Origin of the sequence: Propionivibrio soli, assembly GCF_025770765.1 — a bacterium.
Lineage (GTDB): Bacteria > Pseudomonadota > Gammaproteobacteria > Burkholderiales > Rhodocyclaceae > Propionivibrio > Propionivibrio soli.
The window spans coordinates 141908-159092 of record NZ_JANZKY010000004.1; the positions used below are offsets into that span (position 1 = coordinate 141908).

Here is a 17185-nt window from a genome sequence, read left to right on the forward strand (position 1 = left end):
GGCTCTGCCCGCGCGAATATCAACGGCTTTTGCGGCAAGAATTACACCGGGGCCCCGGATCGATGCCCGCTATGCCTCACCACGCAAGGCTTTTCGGGGATCGGCGAAGAAAAGGCCCAGGACTCGAAACCGTGGGGAGACGAGAAGAGAGGAGAAGAGAACGGGTACGGGCTGGCCCTCGCGGACGGTAAGAAACAAACACACAGGCTGTCCTCCTAGCGTGAAATCGGCATGCGACCGCATTTGCCCCGAGCGCTTCTGGTATGTCATAGGAATTCCAACGGAGACGCGCTCCGCTCAAGGGCGTGATGAGCACCGCGTTATGCGCTTCCCACGGCATGCTCTTCCCTCGCTGAAATCCCCGCACGAGCCCCCTCCGCGGCACGGCGATTGCCTGAAATCGGCGCTGCAATGCCCTTTCCGGGGCCCAATCATTCAATCGTTAGTCAAGGAGAAAACCATGCCCTCCCGTCAAACCAACACAAGCGCAACGTCACGCAGCCGCGCCAGCAGCAACCGCGCGGGCGCTGCCGCCCGCAATGAGATCCTTTCGATGCTCAAGGACGACCATAAGGAAGTGAAAAAACTCTTCCGCCAGTTCGAGAAACTCGACGTGCATGAAGATGCCGAGGAATGCGAAGCTTTGGTCAAGCAGACCTGCCAAGCGCTTGAGATGCACGCGACACTGGAAGAGGAAATCTTCTATCCGGCGGCACGCAGCTGCCTGGGCGAAGAAGACGTCGTCGACGAAGCCGAAGTCGAACACATGTCGGCCAAGATGCTCATCGAGCAACTGAAGGGCATGACGCCCGACGACGAGAAATACGCGGCGACGTTCAAGGTTCTCGGCGAATACATCAAGCATCACGTCAGTGAAGAAGAAAACGAGATGTTCCCTCAACTTTCGCACGCCAAGCTCGACTGGCAGGAACTCCAGGAAGAGATGAACGAGCGTCGCGAAGCGCTCATGGACGAAATGCAATCCGGCAGCAAGAAGAGCGGCGCCTCGGCCAAGAGCGACAGCAGCTCAGCGTCGCGCGACATGCAGAAAAACCGGGGTAGCGAAAAGGATAGTGGAAAGTCATCGGACCGCTCTGCGAGCCGTTCATCGGGAGAGGATCTCGGAGAAGAGTCGATCAACGACACCGGACTCGACGAAGGCTAAGCAAGCGTTTCTTGTTCGTCGGCGCAACGGTCGGGCTGTCCGGCCGTGGCGCCTGCGCTTCGAAGATAACGAGACGGGCGTGCCGCTTTATACGGCCGCCCGTTTTTTTTTGATGGCTACGGACGTCGCGTCAGTAACGTGCCCCAAGGCGCAGCCGCTAGGCGCAGTCAATAACGATCTTGCCAAACGGCCCCTCCCCGAGACGGTCGAATGCCGCCGGCGCTTCCGCAAAGGGGAATACCGAGTCGATCACCGGCTTCAGGCCGACCTGCTCGACGGCGGCGTTCATGCGCTCGAATGACCGGCGATGGCCGACCGCGACGCCAAACAGCTTCAGATGCTTGCGGATCAAGGGCAGCGTCGGCAAGGCCGATGTCGCATCGCCGAGCAGGCCGATCAGCGACAGACGTCCCTCGGCGGCCAGCGCGTTAGCCGAACGTGCGAGATTGTCGCCACCGACGAGCTCGAGCACCTGATTCACGCCGCGACCTCCCGTGAGCTCGCGCACCACCTCATCCCACTCAGGGATTTTCCGATAGTTGATTCCCTGCCAGGCGCCCAGCGCCCGCGCGCGCTCGAGCTTTTCGTCGCTGCTTGAGATGACGATCGGGCGCATGCCGGCCAGGCGGGCAAACTGGAGAGCGAATAATGCGACCCCACCCGTCCCTTGAATCAGCAACGTTTCTCCGGGTGCCGGACGCGGCCCTTCAAAGAGCGCCGACCAGGCGGTGAGCGCCGCGATCGGCAAGGTCGACGCCTCGACGTCGGTCAAGGACGGCGGGGTCGCCACGGCCGCTTCCTCGGGCAGGATCGCATATCTGGCCAACATCCCCGGGAGCGTCATGCCGAGCGTGCGGGTGTGCATGGGCGACGGCACATCCCCGTCGATCCAGTCGGTAATCACATGGCCGACCACCCGCGAACCGGGAGAAAATCGGCGAACCTCGGAGCCCACCGCAACGATTTCGCCGGCGGCGTCGGACACGGGGATGAACGGCGCGTTCGGCAGCGGTTCGATCGCTCCTTCAATGGCCAGCTTGTCTTTGTAGTTGAGCGAGACCGCACCGACGCGGACCAGCACTTCGCGCGGTCCGGGTTGGGGCGTCGGCGCCCGGGTCAACAACAACTTGTCCGCCCCTGTTCCAGCGACTTGCCACTGGGCGTTGCTCAATTCGTAAGGTGCAGTCATGGCTCTCTCCTTTTGAAACGGTGGAAGGCATCAGCGCCTTGCCGATGCGCATGGCTGCAGTATATTTACGACATTGCCGCTCCAGTTGTGGTCATTTTTCCTCATATAGTTTCCAATAATTCTCCAATAAAAGGGCAGGACCTCATGATCGAATCAGCCAACCTTCAGGGTCTGCTTGCCTTCGTCCACGCGGTCGAAGCCGGAAGCTTCACCCGCGCCGCCAACCGCCTGCACCTCACCAAGTCGGCGGTCGGCAAAGCCGTAGCGCAATTGGAGGGACGTCTCGGCATCCGTCTGCTCAATCGCACCACACGCCGATTGAATCTGACGCCGGAGGGCGAGGCCTACTATGAGGCTTGCGTACGGGCGCTCGGCGAACTCGATGCGGCGCAGTCCCTCCTCGCCTCGCGTCGCGAGCGGCCTTCCGGGCGGTTGCGCATCGACCTGCCGATGGCCTTCGGCCGCCGCTGCGCGGTCCCCGTGCTCTTCGATCTGATCGGCCGCTACCCGGAGCTTGACATGGAAATGTCGTTCAACGATCGGCGCGTCGACCTCATCGAAGAAGGATTCGATCTGACGATCCGCTTTGGCCCGCTCGACGACACGCCGAGTTTGAAGGCGCGCCGGCTTTTCGCACAGCGCTCGACGATGTTCGCGGCACCAGGCTACCTCAATGCCCGCGGGCGCCCGACGTCGCTCGACGAACTCGCCGGACACGCGCTTATCGCCTATGGCCGCGACGGCATCATCGCCCCGTGGTACCTGCGGGATGCCGAAGGACGGCCACGCGTCATGCGGCCGCGTGGTCGGCTCGTCATCGGGCACGGCGAACCCTTGCTCGATGCGGCAGTCGCCGGTTGCGGCATCGCCTACCTGCCCGACTGGCTGGTGCATGAGCACTTGGCTCGCGGTGAACTCGAAGTCGTTCTCGACCACCCGTGGCACGAATCGGCGGAGGTTCACGCCCTCTGGCCCGCGACGCGGACGCTGGCGCCGAAGATCCGGGTTGTCGTCGACGCGCTCATTGCGGCGTTCGCCGCCGCCCCCTGGCGCGATCTCGGGACAGCGAGTCCCGGCTGAACGACTTTCCCCTCGCCACTATTCCGCGACGTCCGGCTGCGGCCGCACGGCTAGCCGAAATATTTCTTGTTTTCCGGTAATCCGATTTTCATTTGCCTCGTTCAACATATGAGGGGCTTCGGTTTTCGAGGCTTCCGATAGCGCACCGAACAACCGCAAGAGCATGTGAAATGGACAGATCGCTTCCGGCCGGCATGATGGTCGGGACTCTCGCAACAGAAGCAAAATCAGGCATCCTGATCGATGCCGTTACCCACCCGCTGGAAACCGCCGCGCTGATCCTGATCATCGCCATCGCCGCCCAGTTCGCCGGCCGGCTGACAGCCTATCTGGCGAAGTCGATTCTCACCGCCATGCGAACGTGGCCGGAGAAAAACTGGCGGGACGTGCCGTTACTGAATGGTGAAACCTGGTCGATCCTCGCTCGTCAGGCGGCACTCTACATCCTAGCGTTCAAACGCACCCTGCGCGCCGCACGCGACTGACTGCCGCCCCGGCGCACCGAGCGGCAGCATCGAAACCAACCACCGGACATCCGCGCCGGACGGTCGAGGAGGCGACTCCCCGGCCGCGCCGGCTTTTACGCACTCAGGGGTTCTCGGGAAGCGGCGTCCGGAAGCTCACATTGAGCAGGTTCCAGCCATTGATCGCTGAGATGGCGAATCCCAGATCGGCGATTTCCTCCTCCGAAAACAACCGGCGCAACTTCTCGAACAACTCGTCGCTCGGGTCTCCGTGCGGAATCGAGGTGACGACCTCGGCCCATTCGAGCGCCGCACGTTCGCGCTCGCTGAAAAACGGCGCCTCGCGCCAACCGGCGACAGCGTTGAGATGGCGCGGGTCGACCTCCTGTCGGATCAGGTCGCGCCAGTGCATGTCGATGCAGAACGCGCAGCCGTTGATTTGCGAAACGCGCAGGAAGACAAGGTCCACCAGGCGGGCACCGAGTCTGTCGTGCACCGCACCGGAAAGATCGAGCATCGCCTTGAAGGCTTTCGGGGCGAGTTTGGCGTAGGGAAGGCGTGCAGCAAGCGTCATGGTTTCGTCCTTTCAGTTCTCTGAACAGCCGCCCCATGCGGCCATCCATACCTTCAAGACGAAGGAGCACGGTCGTTTGTGACAGCCCACGCCGCTGTCAGGTCTGCAGTCCTGCCGGGGCCGTCGCCAGCTTGTGGGGGTTGCGCACGATATAGATGCCGGTGATCTGATCGCCGTCGGTTTCGAAAGCCTGTGCCGATTCGAGCAAACCGTCGAAATAGCGCAACAGGCCGGGCTCGCCGTTGATGCGAGCAAAACGGTAGACAAATTGCCCCCCGTATCGCCGCTCCATTGCCCAGTAGAACTTGGCGATGCTTTCTCGGCCGCGCATGATCTTGAGAATCGAAGGCACGACTCCACCGCCGTCGCCGACCAGCTGGGCCTGCTCGGCGAGCAACGCCTGGATGGCTTCACGCTCGCCGCTACGTGCGGCGGCAAGGAAGCGTTCAAGCAAGCGACGATGCGCGGGTTCAGGCACGGCCTGCCTTGCCGGTTGACGCTGCAGCCGCTGGCTTGCCCGGTGCACGAGCTGACGGCACGCGGCTTCGCTCTTCTGAAGATAGGCGGCGACTTCCGCATAGTCGTAATCGAAAACCTCGCGCAACAGAAAGGCCGCCCGCTCTTCCGCTCCAAGTCGTTCGAGCACCCAGAGAAAAGCCAGCGAGAGCTCACCTGTTTGCTCCGCAATGGCCTCCGGGGTCCGATCGTCGACTTCAACGATCGGTTCGGGAAGCCACCATCCCACATAGGCCGCGCGTTCGGTCTTGGCGCTGCGCAAGCGGTCGATGGCGAGCCGGGTGACCACGGCCACGAGCCAGGCTTCGGGCGACTGAACGACAGCCGGGTCGGTGTCGTGCCAGCGTAGCCATGCATCTTGCACCAGATCCTCGGCGTCGGCCCGCGTCCCGAGCATGCGATAGCCAATCGCGAAAAGGCGCGGTCGCAAGGCAGCGAACGCGGCGTCGGGAGCAAGTCCCGAAGGGTTTGTCCGTCGCAGTCTGGCGCTTGGCGGAGGGAGCGGTTGAAGCTCTACATGGAGCGGCGCGGTCATGGCGTGCGAGTCGTTCACTTGGTTAACCGACGGGCGGCGAATCTCCGTAGACGGGAGAGTCCTGCCGGTTGTGACAGCGCAAAAGGAAAAAGATCGCCCCACCCCGCGCCCACCATCGGGCGTAGCGGGCGGGTTCAGTGAACCGAAGCGTCCTCTGAAGACTTCGCCTGGCCTTTGCCCGGTCGCAGGTAGGGAAAAAACTCCCGATCGGCTTGGAGCAGATGTTGAGCCAGGACGTCGCGCATGATGAACTGGAACAATTCGCCGACGGCGAGGTTGCCTGAGCGATAACGGGCCGCGAAATCCTGGGCCTCCGCAACCAGCCGACCGTGCAGCGCCTTGTGCGCATTGGCGTCGGGATAAGCCACCGTGGCGAGTATGTGTTCCTCGTCGTCGAAGTGGCCGGCGACGTCGCTGAGCAGCAGGTCGATCAGCGTCGAGATCTCGGAACGCGGACGCTCGGCGAGGACCGCCGAGAGCAGACCGTTGGCGTCGTCGAAAAGCGTCCGATGTTGCGTATCGATCAGCGCATTGCCTGACTCGTATTCCGGATACCAGTTGAGATCGGCAAACCCGACGCCCCCCGATGCCCCGGCGCCCCCATTCTGGATCGGGAGAAGCGGCGCGACGTGCACGGCGTTGCGTCCGGTTTCCTTGGCGCGATACATCGCGTCGTCCGCCACACGCAGGATTTCTTCCTCGTTGCATAAGTAGCCGGAGAACAGGTTGACGCCGATGCTCGCCGAACACCGGTACTCGACGGTCTTGTCTCCTGTTCCACCTTCGGGCGTATGGACCGATACGAGATAAGGTTCGGATATTGCATGGCGGATGCTTTCCGCGATGCGCGCCGCCGCGGCCGCGGACTTGGCCTTGTCGTCCTCCAACTCGGCAATCATGACGGCAAACTCGTCACCGCCGAACCGCGCCACGGTGTCCATTGGACGAACGCAACGCTTGAGTCGCGCGGCCACTTGGCCCAGCAGCTTGTCGCCGGCGTCGTGGCCATAAAGGTCGTTGAGCGGTTTGAAATTGTCGAGATCGAGGAACATGACCGCACCGCACAAACCGCTGCGGGATGTCGCGGCCATCGCCTGGCTTAACCGATCCGAGAACAGGCGCCGGTTAGGAAGCTCGGTCAGCACGTCGTGGAACGCCATCTGGCGCACCTGCTCCTCCAGCGCCTTACGCTCGGTCACATCGGTGATGAAGCCGTACCACAGCAGCGACCCGCCCTCCTCCCGCTCAGGAACCGAGTTGCCCGACAACCAGCGCACCGTACCGTCTGCAAAGCGAACGCGGAAATCCTGCTTCCAGACGGAGAGCGCCTCCCCTGACCGGCTGATCGACGCGCGCACCTCATCGATGTCTTCGGGATGGATCACCGACAACAGCGCGCTGGCGTCTTCGCGCAACTCCTCGGGTTCGAAGTGGAAGATCTCGCGCAGCGCCGCGCTCGCATACGGCAGAGCGGTCCTGCCATCCGGAAAAACGCGGTACTGATAAACGACGCCGGGAACCCGGCTGGCAATCTTGCGCAGACGGTCAAGCGCCTCCTTTTCAGCCTGTTCGAGCTTCAGACGCTCGGTAACGTCGATGCCGACACCGAGGAAGTAGGACTCTTCGCCAGTCTCGAAACGCGCGCCGGTCATGCTGAACGAAATCCTGCGCCCATCTTTGGCTATCAGGGGAACGACGACCTCACCTTCATCCGACGGACGGCCGCCGTTCATGACCTGCTCGATGGCGTCGAAAACCATCCCTTTGGCCTCCGGTGCCGCCCAGCCGGCCATGCGATGGTCGACGAAATCGCGCGGTTCATACCCGAGCAGGGTTTCGTACCGCTGATTGCGCAGCACCAACCGGCCCTCGGGATAGGAGTACATGTAGAAAATCCCCGGCAGGCTGTCGATGACCGAGAGGAAAAGCTGACGTTCGCGCTGCAGGTCGCGGGCGCTTTGCTTGCGTTCTGAAACGTCGATGTCGAAGCAGTAAACCTCGGGCTGCGCCGAACGATCATGGAGAACAACGTAACTGGTGAGAACCTCGACCGGCAAACCGTCGGCACAGAGCAGTACCTTCTCCGTGGCCGGCGCAACGGTCCCGGTTTCCACCCACTGCTCGAACTCGTCCACCGCCGCCTCGCGTTGCGAATCGGGAACGAGCAACTCTTCGCGGCGCTGACCCAATGCCTCGGCGCGCGTATAGCCGTAGAGACGTTCGCTGGCCCGGTTCCAGAAAATCACTCGTCGTGCGCGGTCATACCCTTGCACGGCGACCGAGGGGACCTGTTCGAAAATCGAGCGGAAACGCCGCTCGCTCTTGGCCAGCGCCTCCTCCATGCGCTTTGCTTCGGTGATATCGCGGGCCACACCGAACAAACCGACGATCTCGCCGGTTTCGTCGTGAACGGGATATTTGCGATTGTCGACCCAGCCGCCTTCGCCGCCGGTGGTCAATATCCGCTGCACTTCACGCGCCACCGGTGCGCCCGCGAAAACGCGCTTCTCCAGGGCGTAATAGACGTCTGCCAATTCTTCCGGAAAGACGTCGTAGTCGGTCTTTCCGAGCAGGTCAGTCCAGTGTTCGGCCGGGCTGGTGATGCTCACCAGGGTTTGGCTGGCGCCCGTGAAGACGTGGTTGCGGTCCTTGAAATAGATATAGTCGTCGGTGTTCTCCAACATCGCCCGCGAGTTCGCGGAAATCGGCACCGTTCCCACCTGTTGACGGAGCGTTTTCGCGTCCTGGAGTAGCAGGTCAAGAATGCGTCCGCCCCATGCCCCGCGATTGCGCTGTTCGGCATGCCCCCTGAAACATCGAATCCGTCCATTTGCCTGCCGCAATCGGACATTGAAATCCCACGTGGCCGAAACGATGGAGTCAGGAGACGAAAACAGCCGTTCGGCAATGTCTTCATCATCGCGGTGTATCAGCCGCCGCAGATTCACTGAGCCGTCAAGGAAATCGGCGGCGCAGTAGCCGAGCAAGCCTAAGGCGTCTCCCGCAACCGCTTCAACGGTCGCTTCGGTTTTCAGCGCGATGCGAAAACGAAGGTCGGCCGACCGGTCGGTGGCGTCGCCCTCAATCTCCGTCATCTGTTTTCCACCCCACTACCGCCAACACAATCTCCCCTCACGACACCACCCGACGGTACCCGAACTGACGGTCAGCAGTCGCTCGCCCGCCGGTCGTCCGGTTTCTCCCGCCGGGCGCCATGTATCCAGATTTAACAGTTGTGTAACCCATAATGCGTTCGTCACGTTCAATATAAGCGTAACGAAGAACGTACGGAATCAACGCAGAGTGTACGGTCATGAGCAGAGCGCGTCCGATGTTGTCTTCCTCCATGCTGGTTCCCAGCTTGGGAGCGGGCGTGTTATCTGAGGACGCCGCCGGTGCCGTTCTCATCGACGCCGTCACCCACCCAATCGAAACGCTGCTCTTGATTCTGGCCGTCGCCTTCGCGGCGCAACTCATCGGTCGCCTCACCGCACGCGGCGTCAAATATCTGATCGAATATGCCGACGCGATACGAGCCAGGCTGACGATGCAGCCGGCCACCCAGCGGGCTCCGATTACGACACAACCTCCGGTCCCGCCAGGGCCCGCTCCCGGGCTGCAATAGAGCCTACACATCCACGTCGCCGCCCAGTTCCTCCCTGGCTTTGGGCGGTGCTGATCCCTCGTCACCACGCAACTGCATGAAGATCGCGGCAGCCAGTGCCGCCATCAGTCCCACGCAAAGGTAAGTCTTGTGGAAAGCCGACAGGATCGTCGCCGGATCGGGGTGCAGTCGCAGATCGACGAAGCCGGCGAGAAGCGCGGCGGCAATCGCGACCCCCAAGCTCATCGACAACTGCATGACGACGGAAAGCAGGCTGTTGCCGCTGCTCGCCGTCTCGTGATCAAGATCGATCAGAGTGAGCGCGTTCATCGCCGTGAATTGTTGCGAATTGATCGCACCAAACACCGCCAAGTAAGCATAAAGGAACACCTTGGGCGTTTGAGTCCCGATCAAGGCAAAACCGGCGATCATTGCGCCGAGGAGCAAGGTGTTGCCCACGAGGACGCGGCGAAAGCCGATCCATTTGATCAGCCGCGTCGTCGCCGGCTTGGCAACGATCGCCGCAACGGCTAAAGGAATCATCGACATGCCCGCGTCGACCGGGGAGTAACCAAGCGCCACCTGAAGCAACAACGGGGTGAGAAACGGCATCGCTCCACTGCCGAGACGTGCGAACAGATTGCCCAGAATGCCGACGGCGAACGAGTGAATACCGAAGAGCCGCGGATTGAAGAGCGGCACCGCGTGCCGGGCTGAATGCAACCCGTACGCGCCGAGTGCGGCGAGGCCGGCCGCCAGCAGGAGCACGACTTTCGCGTGCGAGAACTGCAACTCGCCGAATCCCTCGAACGACAACGAGATCATCGCCATCGCCGCGGCGAAAAGCACGAATCCCAGCGTGTCGAAAGGCATCTTCTTGGGGCCGTGGATTTCCGGCATGAAGCGCAACGAGGCCAGGCAACCGACGAAGGCCACCGGAATATTGATCAGGAAGATCCAGTGCCACGTCGCGTACTCGACGAGCCATCCACCAAGCGTCGGGCCGACAAGCGGGCCGAGCAGGCCCGGTATGGTGACGAAACTGAGCACACGCACGAGTTCCGAGCGGGGGAAGCTGCGCAGCACGGCGAGCCGGCCGACCGGCATCATCAACGCCCCGCCGAGCCCCTGCCCGATACGCGCGGCAACCAACTGGTCAAGGCTCGTCGAAAAGGCACAGGCCAGTGAGCCGAGCGCGAAAATGACAATCGACACGATGAAGACCCGCCGGATGCCGAAACGGTCGGCCAACCAGCCGGAAACTGGGATCAGCATGGCCACCGTGAGCAGGTAGGCGATGACGACCGATTGCATGCGCAACGGGCTTTCGCCGAGCGAACGCGCCATCGCCGGCAAGGCGGTATTGAGAATCGTGCCGTCCAGCGTTTGCATGAAAAGCGCCGTGGCGACGAGCCAAGGCAAATATCGGGTTGATTCCCGGTCGAGCGGTGGGGTTTGGTCCATGGTTTTTCTGGTTCGGCCCGACCGGCTTGCAGCCGACGATAGGCGGGAGAAGGCAATCGAGCACGTCGATGCCGTCATTCTACAACTGGCCGAACAGCCGGCCGACGCCAATTCCGATGCAAGCGCGGGGCCTGTCGGCGAAAACAGTGTCGGTCAAGAGGGAAGCACGGCGCTCATAGCCAACCACCAGTGGCCCGGTTTCCGTGCTTCTACCGGGCATCCGTGCCGTCGTTCTTCACTTTTCCACTTCACCCGCACATTTTGCGAGAATAGCCGTTTGCAACCCGCCTTTCGCTCTTCGCGTGCATCCGAGAAGTCGCCGCACGCCAGCCAGAGATTGGCCGAGAATCCTCCATGCCCCACCTCCCTGCTCCCGAAATCCTGTGGTACGACGCCAGGATCACGACGGCCGTCGCCGTTTTTGCCGCAACGTACGTCTTCATTGCCGTCGGCAAGATACCTGGCTATCACCTTGACCGTGCCGGCGCGGCGCTCCTCGGCGCGAGCCTCATGGTGTGGCTCGGCGTACTGTCCATCGAGGAGGCGTACCAGGCGATCGACTTCAATACGATCGCCCTGCTCCTCGGCATGATGATCGTCGTCGCCAATCTCCGCCTGTCGGGCTTCTTTCAACTGGCCAACGAATGGATCGTGCGCTGGGCAAGGCATCCGCTCGCTCTGTTGGCCACGATCGTCGTCGTCTCGGGGGTTCTTTCGGCGTTTCTCGTTAACGACACGATCTGCATCGTCATGACGCCGCTGGTTCTCGAACTCGTCACGCGGCTCAAACGTAACCCGATCCCGTACCTGCTGGCGATCGCCATGGCGTCCAATATCGGGAGTACGGCCACGATCACGGGCAACCCGCAGAACATGATTATCGGCAGCCTGTCGCACATCCCGTACGCCAGCTTCGCCGCGGCGCTGTCCCCGGTGGCGGCAGCGGGGCTCGTGTTGACCGCCGGTATGATTGCCCTCGCCTACCGCCGCGAGTTCTTCGGCGGCATCCCGTTTCCGCCAAACGATGATCGGTCGGTTCGCTACCACTCGCCGATCGTCACCAAATCGCTGATCGTCGCCGCCCTGATGGTGATTCTCTTTTTCGCCGGGCAACCCGTCTCCAAAGTCGCCATCCTCGGCGGCGCCTTCATGCTCTTCACCCGGCGCATCAAGGCGCACAAGATCTACCGCGAGATCGACTGGCCGATGCTGGTCATGTTCTCCGGCTTGTTCATCGTCGTCGAAGGTTTCGAGCGCGCGGTGCTCACACCGGGCCTGATCGCCGCCTTCGCCGCCGGGCCGGGCCGGCACCTCGACGCAGTACCCGTGCTGGCCGGTGCAACGGCCGTCCTTTCGAACATCGTGAGCAACGTTCCCGCGGTGCTCGTCCTCAAACCTTTTGTCGCCAAGCTCGCAGACCCGCAACGCGCCTGGCTGGTCGTCGCGATGGCCTCGACGCTCGCCGGCAACTTCACGCTCGTCGGCTCGGTCGCCAACCTGATCGTCGCCCAGCGCGCCCAGGGCGCGGGAGTCACGATCAGCTTCTGGACCTATTTCAAGGTCGGCGCTCCGCTCACGCTACTCACCCTCATCCTTGGCGTGGTCTTGCTGTGACGTGATGGCGGGACCAAGTCAGCGTCCGCTCGCACCGCCGTCGCGCACACCCGGGATATCGCTCGTCGGCCGGGGGGATCGGCCCTTGAGCGCGTCAACGCCGGATTGAGGCCGCGCCAGCGGAACCAATTCCGAGCGGGAGCGACGCTTGGCGGACGAGTCGATGCTTAGCCGCTGGTCGCGCTGCTCGACGAGCCCCGGCACGGCTTCGTCGTCCCGGTTGAATGACCACGCCAGCCGCGGTTCTCCCAAAGGCAGCGCATCGGCCGACTGGCCCAGCGCACCAGTATTCCAGACATGCCACGTCTTGCCGTAACTGTTCATCTTCTTGCGCATCAACGCTTTTTCGGCGACTTCGGGAATACCCGGTGCGACGAGTTGTCCGCTGAGGATTTCCCCATTGTGCGGGTGCCAGTATTTCTTCTCGATTTCCGGAAGCGTCGCATAGAGCTTCTCCGAGATGATGTACTCGATGCCATTCAGGTTGGCTTCGGCCTCCGCTCCGTCGAACAACGCGCATTGGGCAAAGTCTTCATTGACTTGCCGGCAGAAATGGTGCGCTTCCATCTGGTGTTCGGGGTGATCCTTCATGGGGTGAAATCCATTCAGGTAGATGTCCATCGTCGCCACGGGAGAGTTGCCTTGCAGAATCTTGGCGCCGGCTTCGAGCGCACGCGTCTCGGCTGTTTTCTCCGCGCCCGAAGGTCGGGCCTTGACGGTCGATTGCGATTGGCCGAGGGCGGACGAGGCCAACCCGATGGCGGACACGAAGCCAACCAGGACCGGTGAAAAACGAAAGATGGTGGAACGCGAGGCCATGGAAATCCTTTCGGACAAATGTGAGGCCAGGATTGAAGGGCAGCGGCCCCTGAAGACAACGGCATCAAGAGAATGCAACGAAAAGCAGCGAAGCCGTTCGTCGATAATCGGCGCTCCGAAACAAAGGGGTGTTCAGGTGGCCGATCGGACTTCGGGCGCTTGCTCGCGGGCATGCTGGTCGTACTCGTCGCTGATCCGCCCCAACGCCGCGCCATAAAGGAGAATCTGCGCCGAGTAGTTGATCCACAGCATGAGCACCACGAACGATCCGGCGGCGCCATAGCTCGATGCCACGGACGAACGCCCGAGGTAGAAGCCGATCAGCGACTTGCCGATGGTGAACAACACCGCCGTGGCAATCGCCGAAATCCAGACGCCCTTGCGGGTCGGCGGTGTGTCGGGAAGCCAACGGACGAGCGCAGCAAACGCGACGCTGAGGACGGCCATCGAGACCGCAATGTCGATCAGGGTGGCGAGAACGCCGAGGCCGGCGTAATGCGCAGACATGTAATTGCTGAAAGCGGCCAGCACCGCGCTCAGAAGCAGCGAGGCGATGGCCAGGAAACCGCAACCGAGCAGCAAGGCAAATGCCGTAAGGCGCACTCGCAGAAAGGTGCCGATCGTCGATTCCGGAGGTTGTACCTTACCGATGAGATTCAGCGTGCGGCGAAGTTCGACAAATGCGCCGCTGGCACCGATGAGCAAGGTTCCGGTGCCGATCAGCGCCGCGCGCAAGCCTCCGGGTTCCTGCCAGGCCGACTTGATCATGGCTTCGATGGCGCGTGCCGCCAGCGGCCCGACGAGTCCCTCGATCTCACCAACGATCTGACCCCGCGCGGCTTCAGGGCCGAAGACGGCACCGGCCACCGCGATGGTGATCACCAGCAGCGGCGCCAGCGCGAACATCGTATAGAAGGCGATTGACGCGGACAGTTGCGGCGCGCTCGCCTCCACCCAGCGAGCGCCGGCATCGACCGCCAGTTGAATCGGATAGCGGATCGGCCGCGGTATGGCGGCCCAGATCCGGCTCTTCAGCTTCCCGAAGTCGATGCTCATCCCCATCGTTATTCGCTTCCTTCGTCCGCCCTTTACGCCAGCTCCACCGGTCCAGCGGACATAGCCTAAGGTGATGCAGCTAGGCGCCCGCTCCGCCGGGCAGCAGCTCTACCTTCATCCAGCCCGCCTGGCGTTTGTCGAATGCCTTGTAGGCGTCGACAGCAGATACCAAATCCTCGCACTGCGTGAGAATGGTTTCCGGCTCGAAAGCGCCGGTGCGTACAAGTTCGAGGAGATGCGGGATGTACTTGCGGTGATTGCAGTTGCCCATGCGGATCGTCAGGTTCTTGTTCATCGCCGTGCCGATCGGGAAGAAACCGTCGTTCGGCGGATAGACGCCAATGATCGACAGCGTCCCGGCTTTGGCGAGCGCGTCGACAGCCCAGCGCTGCGCCTGTGACGGCGCACCGCCTGGGTGCCAGTTTTCGCCGGCCGGGTTCTGCTCCGGTGCGATCTTGCCGACCTCAGCCTTGAACTCTTCGCCCTGCTGCTGCGCTGTGCCGGCCGCGGGGCCCTTGTGCGGGCACTCGGCGTCGACGCCCACCGCGTCGATGGCCCGATCGACGCCAATGCCGCCAGTCAACCGCTTGAGCGTTTCCACCGGGTCTTCGAGGTTGAAGTCGATTGTCTCGGCGCCCTGCCGCCGTGCCATATCGAGGCGATCCTGCACGGTGTCGATGGCGAACACACGGCCCGCGCCCATCATCCTGGCCGACGCGATGGCGAACTGGCCGACGGGTCCGCAACCAAAGACGGCCACCGTATGCCCCGGCTTGATGTCGGCCATGTCGGCACCGAAGTAACCCGTCGGAAAAATATCCGAGAGCAGGATGGCCTGGTCGTCACTGACCTCTTCCGGTAGCTTGATTAGGTTGATGTGGGCAAACGGCACCCGCGCCTTCTCGGCCTGCAACCCTTGGAAAGCCCCGCTGGCCTTCGGCCCGCCGTAGAAAGCCGTGCCGGCCGCGGCGCCGTTCGGGTTGGCGTTGTCGCACTGCGCGTAATAGCCCTCACGGCAGTAGACGCAGTAACCGCAGGCAATGGTCGACGGAATGACGACGCGATCGCCCGCGTTCAAATTGCGCACGTCCGGCCCGACTTCTTCAACGATGCCCACGGCCTCGTGGCCAAGCACGGTTCCCGACTCCAAGCCGCTGAAGGTGCCACGTACAAAGTGCAGGTCGGTGCCGCAGATGGCGCTCGCCGTGATGCGGACGATCGCGTCTGTGGGTTCCTGTAACGTCGGCTCCTGCACGTCCTCGAGGCGGATGTCGCCCACACCGTGAAATACCACTGCTTTCATCGCAAGACTCCTTTGTCCAGGGGGTGGAATAACGAATACCGAGGACTGGCAAGCGAAATTCCCGGGGCAGTCTAAGCGCTGTTTGGGTTATTCCCATGGTTTCGCCATCCCTGGCACATAGAGCATCGCCGTGCACCGCTCTGAACCAGCCTGTGGCGCCCATCGAGATGGCCGGCCCGCAGGCACGCCGAATGCCCGGTGAGCCTCCGCCGGGCGGTCAGCGACTCTTTCCGGCGATCGATCACCAACGAGAGAACCGATGTACGAATCCGCTCCGAACCTTACGTTTTTGTTCGCCGCCACCGGCTTGTGTCCGGCGGCTGAGTTCGGACCGAGAGGTTTCGGAAAACGGGCTCGCGACGCCTCGAAACGGCGGGTCTCCCGGTCGGGCAAGGCCGCGTCTGCCGTTCCGGTCAAGCTGTCCGAAGCGACATGAGCGCTCCCGGACTCCCCAGGCCGGAGTTTCCACCGGCGGCACAGCTCCCGCCCGCCGCGCCATTTCCCGGGGTAACGGAACTGCGTCCGGCCGCGCAAAAGCTGCCGGGGGCCAGCGCGCTACGCTGGCTGCTGGCGATCGCGGCCGTGTTTCTCGTACGTGAAGCGCAAGCGCTCCTGGCGCCCATCGCCATCGCCGTCGTGCTCACGTTCGTACTTTCGACCCCCGTCCATCTTCTCCGACGCCACGGCATACCGGAATTCATCGGCGCAGCCGTGCTCGTTCTGGCCTTGATCGGCAGTACGGCGCTCGTCGGTACTATCCTCGCCGGCCCGGCCTCGGAATGGTGGGAAAAGGCACCGACGACGGTGGACGCCCTCGTTGAGCAGACCGAAAAGTTTCGGGAGGCAATCGGCTTGCCGGCCCCGCCCGCGCCGCCTCCTTCGCGCCGAAGTCAGGCCCCCGCCCCCGAAGATCCTGTCAAGGAACGCCTCGTGAGCGAAAGCGTGGCGCTTACCGGACTCGTGATCGGTCGCGCGTTCTCGTTCAGCCTGTCGGCGATTGCGACGGTGATCCTGCTGTACTTTCTGCTCGCGTCCGAACACTGGCTGCTTTCGCGCACCGTCGAGGCGTTTTCGCGGCGGCGGACACGTGCCCTTCTCCTCGGCGGCGTACGCAACGCGCAACGCGAGATCGGCCGCTTCATCGGCGCCCTGTCGATCATCAACTTCGGGGTCGCGCTGGTGACGATGGCGTTCATGGCCTATATCGGCCTGCCCAGCGCGGCACTGTGGGGCAGCCTGGCCGGTGTTCTGAGTTTCATTCCGTACATCGGCCCGATTCTCACCATGGGCCTTCTGTTGCTCGCCGGCGTGGTCACTTTCACCGACAACCCGGCGCTGATGCTCGCGCCGGCGGCGGGCTTCATGGTCATTCACGCGATCGAGAGCAATCTCGTCAGCCCGTGGTTCATTGGTCGAAGGCTCGCCCTTTCACGGATATCCGTATTCCTATCCGTCATGCTATGGGGCTGGATGTGGGGCATCGCGGGCGCGGTCCTCGCGGTTCCGTTCCTGATCGGATTCCGGAGCCTGTGCCGACGCGTGCGTAAATTGCGCCGCGTCTGCGTCTATCTCGACGAGGCTCGCAAACCGCCGCCAAGCCTGAGCTACCTCCTCACCCAAGGCGTCGTGCTGCATCGAGGTTCTCTCTTGCGGGGAGTTGCGGAGAGGCGCGCTCCGCAGAAACCACCCGAGTAGCGGCTTGGCCCCCTCCTAAGTCGGGTCGGAGGCGACCCGACTCAGAGAATCAATCGCTTACTACCATCGCAATAAAATCAATTGCTTGCAACGCTCACCATAGGCAC

14 protein-coding genes are annotated in these 17185 nt (G+C 62.6%); 6 read left to right on the plus strand and 8 right to left on the minus strand.

What is annotated here, in order from left to right:
• The first annotated feature begins 460 nt into the window (after window positions 1-460).
• Window positions 461-1165: a hemerythrin domain-containing protein gene (locus NZ453_RS05865; protein WP_263769512.1), complete on the plus strand. Its 705-nt coding sequence runs from the start codon at window positions 461-463 to the stop codon at window positions 1163-1165.
• Window positions 1166-1322: 157 nt separating this feature from the next.
• Here NZ453_RS05865 and NZ453_RS05870 read toward each other — a convergent pair whose 3' ends face one another.
• On the minus strand, window positions 1323-2354 hold the full coding sequence (locus NZ453_RS05870; protein WP_263769513.1) for a zinc-dependent alcohol dehydrogenase family protein: 1032 nt from the start codon (window positions 2352-2354) through the stop codon (window positions 1323-1325).
• Between the two features lie 144 nt (window positions 2355-2498).
• Here NZ453_RS05870 and NZ453_RS05875 point away from each other — a divergent pair, with 144 nt between their 5' ends.
• On the plus strand, window positions 2499-3434 hold the full coding sequence (locus NZ453_RS05875) for a LysR family transcriptional regulator (RefSeq protein ID WP_263769514.1): 936 nt from the start codon (window positions 2499-2501) through the stop codon (window positions 3432-3434).
• 170 nt (window positions 3435-3604) lie between these two features.
• Entirely contained in the window at window positions 3605-3919 is a 315-nt protein-coding gene (locus tag NZ453_RS05880; RefSeq protein ID WP_263769515.1) for a hypothetical protein, read from the plus strand.
• Window positions 3920-4022: 103 nt separating this feature from the next.
• Here NZ453_RS05880 and NZ453_RS05885 read toward each other — a convergent pair whose 3' ends face one another.
• The 3 genes from NZ453_RS05885 to NZ453_RS05895 form a co-directional block, all read right to left on the minus strand.
• Entirely contained in the window at window positions 4023-4472 is a 450-nt protein-coding gene (locus tag NZ453_RS05885; protein ID WP_263769516.1) for a carboxymuconolactone decarboxylase family protein, read from the minus strand.
• 97 nt (window positions 4473-4569) lie between these two features.
• Complete coding sequence (locus NZ453_RS05890) at window positions 4570-5541, minus strand: RNA polymerase sigma-70 factor (RefSeq protein WP_263769517.1); 972 nt, start codon at window positions 5539-5541, stop codon at window positions 4570-4572.
• Window positions 5542-5657: 116 nt separating this feature from the next.
• Entirely contained in the window at window positions 5658-8618 is a 2961-nt protein-coding gene (locus tag NZ453_RS05895) for a PAS domain S-box protein (protein WP_263769519.1), read from the minus strand.
• A gap of 218 nt (window positions 8619-8836) precedes the next feature.
• On the opposite strand from NZ453_RS05895, the gene NZ453_RS05900 reads away from it, so the two are divergent.
• A complete protein-coding gene (locus NZ453_RS05900) occupies window positions 8837-9148 on the plus strand; it encodes a hypothetical protein (RefSeq protein WP_263769520.1) in 312 nt (103 codons plus the stop codon).
• A 3-nt stretch (window positions 9149-9151) separates the two neighbouring features.
• On the opposite strand, the gene mdtD is transcribed toward NZ453_RS05900, so the two are convergent.
• Complete coding sequence (mdtD, locus tag NZ453_RS05905) at window positions 9152-10591, minus strand: multidrug transporter subunit MdtD (RefSeq protein ID WP_263769521.1); 1440 nt, start codon at window positions 10589-10591, stop codon at window positions 9152-9154.
• Between the two features lie 354 nt (window positions 10592-10945).
• Here mdtD and NZ453_RS05910 point away from each other — a divergent pair, with 354 nt between their 5' ends.
• Window positions 10946-12205: an ArsB/NhaD family transporter gene (locus NZ453_RS05910; protein ID WP_263769522.1), complete on the plus strand. Its 1260-nt coding sequence runs from the start codon at window positions 10946-10948 to the stop codon at window positions 12203-12205.
• 18 nt (window positions 12206-12223) lie between these two features.
• Here the strand turns inward: NZ453_RS05910 and NZ453_RS05915 are convergent, their stop codons facing one another.
• The 3 genes from NZ453_RS05915 to NZ453_RS05925 form a co-directional block, all read right to left on the minus strand.
• Complete coding sequence (locus NZ453_RS05915; protein ID WP_263769523.1) at window positions 12224-13024, minus strand: OBAP family protein; 801 nt, start codon at window positions 13022-13024, stop codon at window positions 12224-12226.
• 132 nt (window positions 13025-13156) lie between these two features.
• Complete coding sequence (locus NZ453_RS05920; RefSeq protein ID WP_263769524.1) at window positions 13157-14086, minus strand: YihY/virulence factor BrkB family protein; 930 nt, start codon at window positions 14084-14086, stop codon at window positions 13157-13159.
• Between the two features lie 73 nt (window positions 14087-14159).
• Window positions 14160-15383, minus strand: coding sequence for a zinc-dependent alcohol dehydrogenase (locus NZ453_RS05925; protein ID WP_263769525.1), 1224 nt, complete (start codon window positions 15381-15383; stop codon window positions 14160-14162).
• A gap of 432 nt (window positions 15384-15815) precedes the next feature.
• Between NZ453_RS05925 and NZ453_RS05930 the strand changes: the two genes are divergently transcribed.
• Window positions 15816-17078: an AI-2E family transporter gene (locus NZ453_RS05930; protein ID WP_263769526.1), complete on the plus strand. Its 1263-nt coding sequence runs from the start codon at window positions 15816-15818 to the stop codon at window positions 17076-17078.
• The last annotated feature ends 107 nt before the right edge of the window (window positions 17079-17185 follow it).

Excerpts from the sequence above, each read along its gene's own strand:
- NZ453_RS05865 (WP_263769512.1), top strand. The coding sequence starts at position 461 with ATGCCCTCCCGTCAAACCAACACAAGCGCAACGTCACGCAGCCGCGCC.
- NZ453_RS05870 (WP_263769513.1), bottom strand. The coding sequence starts at position 2,354 with ATGACTGCACCTTACGAATTGAGCAACGCCCAGTGGCAAGTCGCTGGA.
- NZ453_RS05875 (WP_263769514.1), top strand. The coding sequence starts at position 2,499 with ATGATCGAATCAGCCAACCTTCAGGGTCTGCTTGCCTTCGTCCACGCG.
- NZ453_RS05880 (WP_263769515.1), top strand. The coding sequence starts at position 3,605 with ATGGACAGATCGCTTCCGGCCGGCATGATGGTCGGGACTCTCGCAACA.
- NZ453_RS05885 (WP_263769516.1), bottom strand. The coding sequence starts at position 4,472 with ATGACGCTTGCTGCACGCCTTCCCTACGCCAAACTCGCCCCGAAAGCC.
- NZ453_RS05895 (WP_263769519.1), bottom strand. The coding sequence starts at position 8,618 with ATGACGGAGATTGAGGGCGACGCCACCGACCGGTCGGCCGACCTTCGT.
- NZ453_RS05900 (WP_263769520.1), top strand. The coding sequence starts at position 8,837 with ATGAGCAGAGCGCGTCCGATGTTGTCTTCCTCCATGCTGGTTCCCAGC.
- mdtD (WP_263769521.1), bottom strand. The coding sequence starts at position 10,591 with ATGGACCAAACCCCACCGCTCGACCGGGAATCAACCCGATATTTGCCT.
- NZ453_RS05910 (WP_263769522.1), top strand. The coding sequence starts at position 10,946 with ATGCCCCACCTCCCTGCTCCCGAAATCCTGTGGTACGACGCCAGGATC.
- NZ453_RS05915 (WP_263769523.1), bottom strand. The coding sequence starts at position 13,024 with ATGGCCTCGCGTTCCACCATCTTTCGTTTTTCACCGGTCCTGGTTGGC.
- NZ453_RS05920 (WP_263769524.1), bottom strand. The coding sequence starts at position 14,086 with ATGGGGATGAGCATCGACTTCGGGAAGCTGAAGAGCCGGATCTGGGCC.
- NZ453_RS05925 (WP_263769525.1), bottom strand. The coding sequence starts at position 15,383 with ATGAAAGCAGTGGTATTTCACGGTGTGGGCGACATCCGCCTCGAGGAC.
- NZ453_RS05930 (WP_263769526.1), top strand. The coding sequence starts at position 15,816 with ATGAGCGCTCCCGGACTCCCCAGGCCGGAGTTTCCACCGGCGGCACAG.